The organism is Rhizobium sp. BK112, from assembly GCF_014193215.1.
In the GTDB taxonomy this organism is placed as follows: domain Bacteria; phylum Pseudomonadota; class Alphaproteobacteria; order Rhizobiales; family Rhizobiaceae; genus Rhizobium; species Rhizobium anhuiense.
The window spans coordinates 1-11465 of record NZ_JACHYZ010000033.1 but is presented as its reverse complement, the minus strand read 5'-3'; the positions used below and the strand labels follow the sequence as shown (position 1 = coordinate 11465).

Genomic DNA, 11465 nt, shown 5'->3' with positions numbered 1-11465 from the left:
GTTGGCGGTCGTGGGATCGGACCAGTATCGCCTGATCGGATTCCAGACGTCGCTCAACCCCTCCTCGTAGGCATTGCCATTTTGGGAAATGATTGTCGTCACCCGCTCGGGAAACTTCATCGCTCGCGAGTTGCGACCGCGAGGCCGTTCGCTGCTGCTGTAGCTGCAATGTAGCCATCAGACGTCGCGAGTCTCTGGGAGGTACAAGCCCGTTCGAGGCTGCCGGGTTGAAAGTGATTAATCCCTGGGCCCGATAACGATAGTCTGAATCCACCTATGGTTGGTTCACTTCGCTTCAAGTGCTTCCGGTTCGACGAATCTTCCAAGAGGGCTGGTCTGGATCAGGCGTTACGCCGCCAATTGCCAGGCGTGGTGCCGACCATAGCTGCAAAGACGCGCGTGAAATGGCTTTGGTCCGCGAAGCCGCAGGCGATGGCCACTTCGGCGAGTGGAGTGTCCAAGTTCCGCAGGAGGTTGCGGGCCCGGTCTATTCGCTCCCGTAGGACCCATTGATAGGGCGTCATGCCAGTCGTCTCGCGAAAGGCACGAATGAAATAGCCGCGCGACAGGTTGCAGACCTGGGCAACCTCTGAAATCGACACGTTGCCGTCGAGATTTTCGAGAAACAGGCTTTTTGCCAGATCCTCATGCGCACGCGAAAGGCTACCCGTCCTGTTGCAGGCTTTCGCGGGCCGGCCTCCGTAGCGCTGCACGAGGTAGGTGCCGATGGCAGTCGCCATCTGGTCGACGAACAGCGCGTTCGCCTCGTCTGGCTTTTCCAGTGCCGGAATCAGCGCCCGAGCGAGATTGGCAAGTACGATATCTTTTGATGCAGTTTCAGCCGATAGCGACGTCACGCTGGGCATTTCAGCATCATCGGCGATTTTGGCGAGGGACGCCGGCGAAATTTCGAACAACACGAAATCGAAAGGACCGCGGAGATCCGCCCTGTAGGCGTTCGAGAGATCGCGAATATAGATCGAGTTGTCGGCAAATTCGTGGGAAGTCGCATGATGTTCGTGGAAGATGCGCCGCGTGTGGCCACCGAGCGAGGAAACCCCGACCACGAAACCTCGGTCGCTCGCCGGCGTCATGACCTGATCGAGATTCGTGTTGTCTGTCGCCTTCCGAAAGATATCGATGTCTGAACCAGGTAGGCTTTGGTTGACCGACAACTGCTTCAACGAGCACCCGAACCCGTCAGTCGAGTTTCCAGTGGAAGATGGGTGGCGGAGGGGGAGAACTTGGACCAAGACGCACTTCTTTCATTTTTAAACACGCGAACACCGGACCTGCCAGCCTTGGCAGCTTTCTAAACCATGTCTACCTCATAATAATTTGCAAAATCTGCCCCGCGAGGATCCTTTTATTCAAGATGGACAGTCGAAACCCGTGTAGGAAAATATCAAGCGCGGCATCTCGTCGGTAGGGCTATATAGTCCCCAGTCAGGATGATCGAGACACATATGAGTGAAGCGTTGACGGTCAGTGAGAAAATTGCGGCGTGTTTTGGGATCAATGCCGCAAGGGCGCTGGCGATCAGGCCTCTTTACGAAGAAACGCTTACTGTCGTCCATCTCGAGCACTCCTATGACAACAGCGAACATACAGTCTTACTGCCGGCCGATGATGCTTTTCTGGTCGTGCTCTATCTCGTCGACGTCGATCATTGTGACATCCTGCCGGACGGGGCACGGACGCCTCTGAAGACCTATTCCAGAGGTTCCATGTGTCTCATCAGTCTGAGGAACGGCGCGGCAATTTCGGTTCGTGGCCGCTTCGAAGCGCTCGCATTTCATATCCCAAGCGCGCTGTTTATCGAGCTCGCCGAGGAAGCCGGCGAGCCGCGTATCGATGACCTTACAACCTGCCGCGGGATTGACGATCAGGTGGTCCGCAACATAGGCGGTGCGCTGATGCCGATGTTCGACATGCCGGACGAGGTCAGGGACACACTGCTTCCTCATATCGGATTAGCGCTCAGCGCCCATCTTGCGCATCGTTACGGACGGTCTCCCATCCAGCACCTTTCGGGCACCGGTCAACTGTCTCCGCTTCAGGAAAAGCGTATCAAGGCGTACATCGCCGCGAACCTGTCTGGCGGCACGCCGGTGGATAAGATCGCCGAAGCGTGCGGGTTTTCAGTCGATGCGCTCTGTTCCGGATTTTTGCGCACGACCGGGCAGTCCGTTTCGGAATGGATTGCGTCATATCGAATGAGCAGAGCCCAGTCGCGGCTGAGCAGAACCGGTGAAACGATTGCCCGGATCGCTGCAGAGTGCGGCTTTCCGGACGAAAATGAATTCGTCGCAACCTTCACGAGGGCCGAGGGAGTGCCTCCTGCGGCTTGGCGCTTGCGCAACCGACACTGACGGATACACAATCGCGCAGCACTGCTCTTGAGCTAAGCTTCAGAACAGAAAACTCACGGCGATGGCCATATTGGTCGAGCTTGTGTGGCCGGATCCGGGTGCGGCCGAAACGGCCTCACCCGGACGGTCCAATTAAGCCTGGACAAATGCCAAGAGGTCGGCGTTCAGGACATCGGCATGGGTTGTCAGCATGCCATGCGGATAACCCTGATAGACCTTCAGGGTGCCGTTCTGCACCAGCTTGACGGAAAGCTTGCCGGCGTTGTCGATCGGCACGACCTGGTCGTCGTCGCCGTGCATGACGAGCGTCGGAACAGTGATTGCCTTCAGGTCTTCCGTCTGATCCGTCTCGGAGAAGGCCTTGATCCCGTCGTAATGGGCCTTGGCACTGCCCATCATGCCCTGCCGCCACCAATTCTGGATAACGCCCGGATAGACCTTGGCGTCAGGGCGGTTGAAACCATAGAACGGACCAGTGGGAAAATCGACGAAGAGCTGCGCGCGGTTCTCAGCTACGCCCTGGCGGATGCCATCGAACACTTCCATTGGCAAGCCGCCCGGATTTGTCTCGGTCTTGAGCATCAGCGGCGGGACGGCGGAAACCAGAACGGCCTTGGCAACGCGACCAGCGGGCTCGCCATATTTTGCAACGTAGCGGGCAACTTCTCCGCCGCCGGTCGAATGGCCGATATGAACGGCATTCTTCAGATCAAGCGCTTCGACGACAGCAAAGGCGTCGGCAGCGTAGTGGTCCATATCGTGTCCGTCGGAAACCTGTGCCGAACGACCGTGACCACGACGGTCGTGGGCGACAACGCGGTAACCCTTCAACAGAAAGAACAACATCTGTGCGTCCCAATCGTCCGACGAGAGCGGCCAGCCATGGTGAAAGACGATCGGCTGGGCATCCTTCGGACCCCAATCCTTGTAGAAGATTTCGACGCCGTCCTTGGTGGTGATGTAGCCCATTCTATTGTCTCCTTTGATTGAGGTGGGGGTGGAAGAAATGTTGGCAGCAAACCCGAAAGATGTGGGGAGTGCCATGGCGGCTGCGGTGGCAGCGCCGGAAAGCAATGCGCTGCGGCGGGTGATGGAAGGGAAATTCTCGGTCATTGTCGCGTACCGTGATCCTTTGATGGCTATGATTCGAGGGTAGTGGGGGATGCCGCTCTCCCGCGTTGCTAGGCGGCCCCCGGCTGGTTGATTGTGAGGAAATGCCGGACGACCGGCTTGTCCGTTCCTGAGTGATAGGCGAGGACCTGGCCCTGTAGGTCAGCATCGGCATTTGAAACCCGCTTGTGCTGGCGAAGATGCTCTGCCCAGGATTCGACCATGAACCATTCGACGATCTTTTGCGGATCGGCGGAGTCTTCCGTCACCCCCCATCCGTAGGCGCCGTCCCGGCGTCGCTCGTGGGACATCTCATCCAGCGCATGCAGGAAGGCTGTGCGATGATGTTTTTCGACATGGTATTCGATGAGGATCAGAACAGGTCCGCGGTCGTGGGCGACAGGCTCGGCGACCAAGGGTTCTGGCCAGTGATTGGACGGCACCATATCCGCGTCGCCGGCCGGCAGCTTTAAACGATGCATGACGAAGCCTGCAACGAGCAGTCCCACCGCGCCGATCAGCAGCGCTCCCGGCACCCCAGCAGCTTCACCAACGGCACCCCAGCCAAGGCTACCTGCCGTCATCGCACCATTGAAGACGGTGAGATAGACCGCCAGTCCGCGACCGCGGACCCAGTTGGGGAGCACGGCCTGCGCTGCGCCATTCAGCGTGGTCAGGGCGGTGATCCAGGCGCCTCCGAGAAAGAGCAGAACAATGATGGCGACCCACTTCGGCGGCGCGAGCGACAAAGCGCCCATGACGAGTGCTGTGATAACAGCGGCACCGAGCAGCAGGCCATCGGCATTAAAACGTTCGCGCAGTTTAGGCATGAGCAATGCGCCGCCGATCGCGCCGGCGCCAACGGCGCCAAGCAGGATGCCGTAGAAGCCTGCGTCACCGCCGAGCAATTCTCGGGCGACGAGCGGCAGGAGTGCCCAGATGGCACTGGCGAAGGCAAAGAAGATCGCCGCACGCAAAAGTACGACATGCAAGGGCTTGCTGGCGCGGGTGTAGCGCAGGCCTGCACGGAACGCGCCGAAGAAGCCTTCCGCCAACGCATCATTCGCGTTCTTTGCCCGCGGCCACCAGACGAGCGCCGCGATGACGACGAAATAGCTCGCAACATCCGCGCCATAGGTGACGCCCGCGCCGAAGGCAGCAAGGAGCAGGCCGCCGGCAGCCGGCCCAATCGACCGGGCGATATTGATGCCGAGCGAGTTGAGCGCGACGGCGTTCTTGACGTCTTCTCTCTTCACCAGTTCGGGCACGATCGCCTGCCAGGTCGGCCCCATCAAAGCGGCGCCGATGCCGCCAAGGAAGGTCAGGCCGATCAGCGCACTGACCGAAAGCATGCCGGTATTTGCCAGGATCATGAGGCTTACGCTGACCGACGCGAGCAAGATCTGCACGGCGATCAGGAATTTGCGGCGATCGAGAATATCGGTGAGCACGCCTGCAGGTATCGCCAGGAGGAAGATCGGCAGGGTTCCGGCCGCCTGCACCAGCGCGACGGCCGCCGGCGACGCCGATAGATCGGTCATGAGCCAGGAACTGGCGACATCGCGCATAAAGCTGCCGGTATTTCCGAGGACGGTTGCAGCCCAAAGAACTGCAAAGGCGGGCTGGGCAAGGGGGGCAAAGCTGCTCCCGGAGGATTTGGTAGTGCTCATTTGCCAGCTCCCTTGTTCAGATCAATTGTCGCGACAATGATGAAAGCGCCAGCGAGCCCGAGATGTTCGAAGAAGGCATTGGTTGCCATCATGCGCTCCATGCCCGGGGGCAGCTCCCAGAAACGAAGGGCGATAAGGGAAGCAAAGAGTGTGAACCCGGCGAGCGCTAACGCACCTGCCCAGCGAAGGATCCCCGACACCACCATGGCCGAAGCCACTAGTTCGAAGGTGATAACGGCGACCGCGAAGAATGCCGCCGGATACAGACCGAAATGGTTCATTTCAGCGATTGCGCCCTGGAAATCGAAGAGCTTGGTGAGCGGCCCCTGGATATAGGCCGCGCAGAGAGCGAGGAGCGCGACGAACCGTGTCGCTGGTGCAGTGATGATCCGCGCAAGAGGAGAGCCCCGGTGACGGCTGGACGAAAAATGATCAATCATGTCTGCTCCTGTCGTGTTGTCGATCAAAACAAGCGGCTTTGTTTGCCGCTGGTGGAGCGATATTGGCCAGAAAGATTACCGCCAACAATTGCATCAATTATTTCGATTTAATTGCGATTATCGCAATAAACGATCTGATAGAGCAAATTGGGCAGCGGAGGCCGCTGCCCACTCAATTCGGGCGCGATACCGCGCGGCGTCACACGGCCCAGCAGGCACAACCAAGCGCGCCGAAGAAGCCCTTGAGATCGGCAATCGGCAGCTTCGATGTCCAGGCGCCGGCGTGGTCGTGACCATGGACATTGCAGGAACTGGCGCAACCACACGTCGAGATTGCGGTACGGCGCAAGGAGTTCATGCCTGCGCCCTGCGGTTCGCCCCATGCCGCGTAGCCGCCGAACGTGCGCACGGGAGACCAGTCCGGCATCGCAGGAGGCACGTCGTTCTCGTCGAGTGGCTTGAAGTCGCCCGCACCGAAGACGATCTTGCCGCCGACCATGGTCAACTGCGAGGACAGAAACGAGATCTCATCCTCTGGGCAGGTGAAGAAGTCCCTATCCGGCACGACGAGATCGGCGAACTGGCCCTTCTCGATGCGGCCCTTCTTGCCTTCCTCGTTAGAGAACCAAGTGACCTTCTCGGTCCACATGCGCAGCGCCGTTTCACGGTCGAGGCAATTGGCGCGGGGATAGAGCTGCATGCCGCCGACGGTCTTGCCGGTCACCATCCAGGACAGCGAGACCCAGGGGTTATAGGAGGCGACGCGCGTCGCATCGGTACCGGCAGAGACGTTGATGCCCTTATCGAGCATGCGCCTGATCGGCGGTGTCGCTTCTGCAACGCCGTGGCCGTATCGCTCGACGAAATATTCGCCCTGATAGGCCATGCGATGCTGCGTGGCGATGCCGCCACCGAGCGCTGCGATACGGTCGATCGAGCGATCGGAAATCGTCTCTGCATGGTCGAAGAACCAGTTCAGGCCCTCGAGCGGGATGTCCTTGTTGACCTTCTCGAACACATCGAGCGAGCGGCTGATCGTTTCGTCATAGGTGGCGTGAAGCCGCCAGGGCCAGCGGTTTTCAGCCAGGACTCGAACGACGTCCTCCAGTTCGCCTTCCATTTCCGGCGGCATGTCCGGGCGGGGCTGGCGAAAATCTTCGAAGTCCGCGGCGGAAAACACCAGCATCTCGCCGGCGCCGTTGTGACGGAAATAATCGTTGCCCTGCTTGTATTTGACCGACTGCGTCCAGTTAAGGAAATCCTGCTTCTCTTCCTTCGGCTTCTGCGTGAAGAGATTGTAGGCCAGACGTACTGTAAGCTGGTCCTCATCCGAGAGCTTCTGGATCACCGCATAGTCGTCCGGGTAATTCTGGAAACCGCCGCCGGCATCGATAACGCCGGTGATGCCCAGCCGGTTCAGTTCCCTCATGAAGTGGCGGGTGGAATTGACCTGGTATTCGAACGGAAGCTTCGGCCCCTTCGACAGGGTCGAATAGAGAATGCCCGCATTCGGCTTGGCGAGCAGAAGGCCGGTCGGATTGCCGTTGGCATCGCGGGTGATCTCGCCGCCAGGAGGGTTCGGTGTATCCCTGCCATAGCCGACGGCACGAAGGGCAGCACCGTTGAGCAGTGCGCGGTCATAGAGATGCAGCAGAAAGACGGGCGTATCCGGTGCAATTGCATTGATCTCGTCGATCGTCGGCAGGCGTTTTTCCGCGAACTGGTGTTCGCTGAAGCCTCCGACGACACGCACCCATTGCGGAGCAGGCGTGATCGCCACCTGTCGTTTCAGCATGTCCATCGCATCGGCGAGCGACCGCACGCCGTCCCAGCGAAGCTCCATGTTGAAGTTCAGGCCACCGCGCACGACGTGCGTGTGGTTGTCGATCAGGCCAGGCAATACACGCTTGCCCTTGAGATCGACGATCTTCGTATCGGGTCCGGCAAGCACCATGACGTCACGGTCGGTGCCCACGTCCATGAATAGGCCGTCCTTGACGGCGATTGCGGTGGCGTTCGGATTCGCGCGATCAAGCGTCGTGATCAATCCATTGTGAAGAACGATGTCTGCGTACATGGAAGCGGCTCCGGTCTTGTTGGGATCGGCGGCATTGGCCGGTGAAAACAAGTTTGAAAAGGCGAGGCTCGATGCTGCGCCCAGGAATGTGCGGCGCGTCGTCATCAGCTTTTCCCCGATGTTGAATCTACATGGGGTGGGTTCACCGCCACCACGTTTTTCCCGCCCTTCGGAAGGTGACCGAACATGTGCGGCTTGACCTGATGAAGCCAGGAGACGGCGGCAGGTTCGCGAGCCCAAATGCTCTTTGCCAGCGGCACGAGCTGCTCGCCGACAAGGATGCCGAGCAGCCCGATGAGCGCGACGACAGGCGGGGCAGGCGAGCGAACATTGAGCAGGCTGTAGATCACGCCCACCAGCAGGCCGGCACCAAGTGAAAGAAGATAGAGTTTCATAGGGGAACCTCGCGTGGTGAAAGAAAATCACTCCGGCAGGACGCAGCCGGCCGGAGTGATTGACGGTTTACTTGGCAGGGTTCGGGCCGATCCGCTTGCCATGCTTGACGCGTTCGGTACCACCGTGGACATGCGTAACAGCATAATCGATGCCCATGCCGTAAGCGCCGGAATGCTCCTTCACCAGCGACGTGACCGCGTCGTAGGTTTCCTTGCGGGCCCAGTCGCGCTGCCATTCGAGCAGGACCTGCTGCCAGGTGACCGGGACGACGCCAGCCTGCACCATGCGGTCCATCGCATATTTGTGCGCATCGACGGAGGTGCCGCCGGAAGCATCCGCAACCATGTAGATTTCGTAGTCGGTATCGTTCATGCAGGAGAGCGCGAAGGTGGTGTTGCAGACCTCGGTCCAGAGGCCGGCGACGACAATCTTCTTGCGGCCATCGGCAGCCTGCTTGGCAAGTGCGTCGCGGACGTTCTGGTCGTCCCATGAATTCATCGATGTGCGCTCAAGGATGTCGTTTTCGGGAACGACGGCGAGCAGTTCCGGAAACGTGTTGCCCGAGAAGCTGTCGGTCTCGACGGTGGTGATTGTGGTCGGGATGTTGAAAATCCTGGCGGCCTTGGCAAGACCGACGACATTGTTCTTCAAGACCTGGCGGTCGATCGACTGAACGCCGAAAGCCATCTGCGGCTGCTGGTCGATGAAGATGATCTGACTATTCTGCGGGGTGAGGACCTGAAGCTTGCTGGACATCTCGTATCTTCCTTTGACTGAGTTGAAGGTAGGTAATGGGGCAGGGAAGGCGGCACGTCTTGAAAGTTATGCCGCCGTATTGTTGGAAAGCGACGTCAGGCGGCGAGCGGTGCCAGCCCGGCCTCGATCTGGTCACGATAAGGCTCGTACCGTGCCGGCAGCTTCAAAACCTCGCCGAGGTGCGCCGTATCTTCATCGCGGTCGAAACCGGGTTCGTTCGTGGCGATTTCGAACAGGACGCCGCCGGGTGTCCGGAAGTAGATGGCCCAGAAATAATCACGGTCGATGACAGGTGTTACCTGGTAACCCGTGTCCATCAGGGCCTTGCGGACTTCGAGCTGCTTTGCGCGGTTCTCGACGGCGAAAGCGATGTGGTGCACCGAACCTGCGCCCTGCCTTGCGAAAGGTGTTTTCGGAAGGACCTCGAGGTCGATCGTATCCGCACCATTGCCGCCGGGGATGATGAAGCGGGTGACGGCACCATCCGTTTCGGCGCGCTGGTAGCCCATGAACCCAAGCAGTTCGGACGTGGCAGCGGTGTCATGCAGGCGGAACTTAGCACCGGTGAAGCCGCGGATGCCAACGCTTTCGTCGATGCCGGCACCAGTCCAGGCCTTGCGGCCATCATTTTCCGTTTCGACAAGGGCAAACCCTTCGCCGTCCGGCCCTTTGAACACGAGGCGGGCAGCGCCGAAGGCAGTGTCGGTAAGCAGGTTGACGGCTCCTTTTGCCGACAGGCGATCCTGCCAGAAGGAGAGTGAGCCCCTAGGCACTGCGAACTGTGTTTCGCTGACTTCGCCAACGCCTGGGCGGCCGCGCATTACGTCGGGAAAAGGGAAGTAGGTCATGACGGAGCCGGGGGTGCCGGCCTCATCACCGTAATAGAGGTGGTAGACGTTGGGGTCGTCGAAATTCACGGTCTTCTTGACGCGGCGCAGGCCAAGCGTGTCCGTGAAGAACGCGGTGTTCTGCCGGGCATCCGATGCCATCGACGTGATGTGATGCAGTCCCTTGATATCCTTGATCATAATGCTCGCCCTTCCGCGGCTGCGTTGGTTTGTCTGGTGTGATTGAAAACCTACGCCCGTTGATCACCGGTCGGAATTGCAATAATAATTGTCAGTGAATTGCCTCAGGTGAAATAATCAATGAACGACTACAAGCTGCTTCGAACCTTTCTGCTGGCCGCCGAGAAACGCAACTTCGCGCAGGTCGCACGCGAGCTCGACATGACCCCGGCGGCCGTCACGCGGGCGATCGCGGCCCTGGAAGAAGACCTGGGCGTGCAACTCTTCGTGCGGACCACGCGCCAGGTGTCGCTGACGACCGACGGCGCGATCTTCGCCGCCCAGATACAGCCGGCGGTGCAGGCGTTGGACAACGCGCGCAAGGACGTGATGAATACCCACAAGGCGGATCATGGCCGCCTGCGAATCAGCGCGCCGACCTGGTTCGGCCAGCAGGTCCTGCCGCCCATCCTCTCGGCCTTCAAGGAACGCTACCCGAAGATCAGCTTCGAGATCTCGCTTGCGGATGGACTCGTTGACATCATCGATGACGACTATGATCTGGCAATCCGCATTTCCGCGGCACCCTCGGACAAGTTCACGATCTGGCGCAAGATCAGCGTCGTGCGCCGTATCCTCGTCGCAGCGCCAGGCAGCCGGTTTTCCGACATGAAGCATCCGAACGAGCTCATTCCAGACGATTGCCTGGCCTATAGCGGTGACAGCAAGCGGGAGACCTGGACGCTGTCGGACGGCAGTGGTAGCGCCACGATTTCTGCGGGCCGGGCATTCAGCGCCAATAGCGGAGAGGTGTTGGCGAGGATGGCGGCCGACGGCGTCGGGGTCGCCATGCTGCCCAAGTTCCATGTGGCCGAGCATCTGCGGACCGGTCGGCTCGTCCACGTCCTGCGGGACTGGGCGCCGCCAGACTTATGGTTGACGCTGTATTACCCCCCGTATCAGGTGCTGCCGCCCCGTATCGCCTCGTTCTCGAAGTTCTTCGAGCAACAGATCCCGGCGTTTATATCGGTAATCGAATGAACCGAGTTTGTTTTTAAAAGGTTTTTGAAAGGGATATTGCTGCACCCGACGGGCTTGGCTTTTCAACTGGCTCTATTGTCCACCAAGGGGCCGCAAGTTCGAATCCTTTCAAGGCGAAGGCATTTTCGCCAGCGATCTCGCGTTCGGAAGGCGTCATACGGATTTGCGACCCATAATATCATTCTGACTGTTGTTGGTCGTGTTTAGCGAATATGGTCGGCGGTGCATTAGCGGCCTCGGCCGTCTCGATTTGTTGAAAAATGCATTGATTGACGGGCGTAAATGTCGATTTCCGATAACCAGCAGCACGAGGACCAGGCCCAGCTCCGTTTACGACAGCTGGAGGCAGACATAGAAGCTGCGCAGCACGGACATAATGCTGCAGCTTTTCTTGCGGCGATCGTCGAATCCTCCGACGATGCGATCGTCAGCAAGAGCCTCAGCGGCATAATCACCACCTGGAACAAGGGCGCTGAGCGTCTTTTCGGTTATACGGCAGAAGAGGCTATCGGCAACCCGATCACGATCGTCATTCCACCCGATCGCCTGAACGAGGAGCCTGCCATTCTCGCCCGCATTCAGGCCGGCGAGCGCGT

The 11465-nt window shown here is 59.3% G+C and carries 12 protein-coding genes and 1 pseudogene; 4 read left to right on the top strand and 9 right to left on the bottom strand.

Annotation, left to right across the window (positions count from 1 at the left end; translation table 11 throughout):
* Window positions 1-123: pseudogene (locus tag FHT75_RS36200) on the bottom strand (alpha/beta hydrolase); the annotation flags it as partial.
* Between the two features lie 218 nt (window positions 124-341).
* Entirely contained in the window at window positions 342-1175 is an 834-nt protein-coding gene (locus FHT75_RS35430) for a helix-turn-helix domain-containing protein (RefSeq protein WP_183845812.1), read from the bottom strand.
* Between the two features lie 291 nt (window positions 1176-1466).
* On the opposite strand from FHT75_RS35430, the gene FHT75_RS35425 reads away from it, so the two are divergent.
* On the top strand, window positions 1467-2372 hold the full coding sequence (locus FHT75_RS35425; RefSeq protein WP_246713046.1) for a helix-turn-helix transcriptional regulator: 906 nt from the start codon (window positions 1467-1469) through the stop codon (window positions 2370-2372).
* A 132-nt stretch (window positions 2373-2504) separates the two neighbouring features.
* Here FHT75_RS35425 and FHT75_RS35420 read toward each other — a convergent pair whose 3' ends face one another.
* On the bottom strand, window positions 2505-3341 hold the full coding sequence (locus FHT75_RS35420; RefSeq protein WP_246713045.1) for an alpha/beta fold hydrolase: 837 nt from the start codon (window positions 3339-3341) through the stop codon (window positions 2505-2507).
* Between the two features lie 37 nt (window positions 3342-3378).
* Here FHT75_RS35420 and FHT75_RS36195 point away from each other — a divergent pair, with 37 nt between their 5' ends.
* The gene (locus FHT75_RS36195; RefSeq protein WP_245484498.1) at window positions 3379-3528 is read left to right on the top strand and encodes a hypothetical protein; all 150 of its coding nucleotides are present in this window, start codon (window positions 3379-3381) and stop codon (window positions 3526-3528) included.
* A gap of 25 nt (window positions 3529-3553) precedes the next feature.
* Here FHT75_RS36195 and FHT75_RS35415 read toward each other — a convergent pair whose 3' ends face one another.
* From FHT75_RS35415 to FHT75_RS35390, 6 genes are all read right to left on the bottom strand, one after another.
* The gene (locus tag FHT75_RS35415) at window positions 3554-5152 is read right to left on the bottom strand and encodes an MFS transporter (protein ID WP_183845808.1); all 1599 of its coding nucleotides are present in this window, start codon (window positions 5150-5152) and stop codon (window positions 3554-3556) included.
* The gene (locus FHT75_RS35410) at window positions 5149-5592 is read right to left on the bottom strand and encodes a DoxX family protein (RefSeq protein ID WP_183845807.1); all 444 of its coding nucleotides are present in this window, start codon (window positions 5590-5592) and stop codon (window positions 5149-5151) included. Before FHT75_RS35410 ends, FHT75_RS35415 begins: the two co-directional genes overlap by 4 nt.
* Before the next feature lie 199 nt (window positions 5593-5791).
* Window positions 5792-7774 (bottom strand): amidohydrolase, encoded by a 1983-nt coding sequence (locus tag FHT75_RS35405; RefSeq protein ID WP_183845806.1) that lies wholly within the window; start codon window positions 7772-7774, stop codon window positions 5792-5794.
* Window positions 7774-8064: a XapX domain-containing protein gene (locus FHT75_RS35400; RefSeq protein ID WP_112908192.1), complete on the bottom strand. Its 291-nt coding sequence runs from the start codon at window positions 8062-8064 to the stop codon at window positions 7774-7776. The genes FHT75_RS35405 and FHT75_RS35400 overlap by 1 nt, the downstream gene beginning before the upstream one ends.
* A gap of 67 nt (window positions 8065-8131) precedes the next feature.
* Window positions 8132-8821: a hydrolase gene (locus tag FHT75_RS35395; protein ID WP_113543133.1), complete on the bottom strand. Its 690-nt coding sequence runs from the start codon at window positions 8819-8821 to the stop codon at window positions 8132-8134.
* A 95-nt stretch (window positions 8822-8916) separates the two neighbouring features.
* Window positions 8917-9849: a VOC family protein gene (locus tag FHT75_RS35390; RefSeq protein WP_183845805.1), complete on the bottom strand. Its 933-nt coding sequence runs from the start codon at window positions 9847-9849 to the stop codon at window positions 8917-8919.
* Window positions 9850-9969: 120 nt separating this feature from the next.
* Here FHT75_RS35390 and FHT75_RS35385 point away from each other — a divergent pair, with 120 nt between their 5' ends.
* Together FHT75_RS35385 and FHT75_RS35380 are read left to right on the top strand one after the other, a co-directional pair.
* Complete coding sequence (locus FHT75_RS35385) at window positions 9970-10869, top strand: LysR family transcriptional regulator (protein WP_027686868.1); 900 nt, start codon at window positions 9970-9972, stop codon at window positions 10867-10869.
* Window positions 10870-11151: 282 nt separating this feature from the next.
* Window positions 11152-11465, top strand: a 314-nt coding sequence (locus tag FHT75_RS35380) for a PAS domain S-box protein (protein WP_210299168.1), incomplete at its 3' end; no start/stop codon positions are given.

What these genes read in the sequence shown, in the direction of transcription:
- FHT75_RS35425 (WP_246713046.1), top strand. Translation starts at nt 1,467, where the DNA reads ATGAGTGAAGCGTTGACGGTCAGTGAGAAAATTGCGGCGTGTTTTGGG.
- FHT75_RS35420 (WP_246713045.1), bottom strand. Translation starts at nt 3,341, where the DNA reads ATGGGCTACATCACCACCAAGGACGGCGTCGAAATCTTCTACAAGGAT.
- FHT75_RS36195 (WP_245484498.1), top strand. Translation starts at nt 3,379, where the DNA reads ATGTTGGCAGCAAACCCGAAAGATGTGGGGAGTGCCATGGCGGCTGCG.
- FHT75_RS35415 (WP_183845808.1), bottom strand. Translation starts at nt 5,152, where the DNA reads ATGAGCACTACCAAATCCTCCGGGAGCAGCTTTGCCCCCCTTGCCCAG.
- FHT75_RS35410 (WP_183845807.1), bottom strand. Translation starts at nt 5,592, where the DNA reads ATGATTGATCATTTTTCGTCCAGCCGTCACCGGGGCTCTCCTCTTGCG.
- FHT75_RS35405 (WP_183845806.1), bottom strand. Translation starts at nt 7,774, where the DNA reads ATGACGACGCGCCGCACATTCCTGGGCGCAGCATCGAGCCTCGCCTTT.
- FHT75_RS35400 (WP_112908192.1), bottom strand. Translation starts at nt 8,064, where the DNA reads ATGAAACTCTATCTTCTTTCACTTGGTGCCGGCCTGCTGGTGGGCGTG.
- FHT75_RS35395 (WP_113543133.1), bottom strand. Translation starts at nt 8,821, where the DNA reads ATGTCCAGCAAGCTTCAGGTCCTCACCCCGCAGAATAGTCAGATCATC.
- FHT75_RS35390 (WP_183845805.1), bottom strand. Translation starts at nt 9,849, where the DNA reads ATGATCAAGGATATCAAGGGACTGCATCACATCACGTCGATGGCATCG.
- FHT75_RS35385 (WP_027686868.1), top strand. Translation starts at nt 9,970, where the DNA reads ATGAACGACTACAAGCTGCTTCGAACCTTTCTGCTGGCCGCCGAGAAA.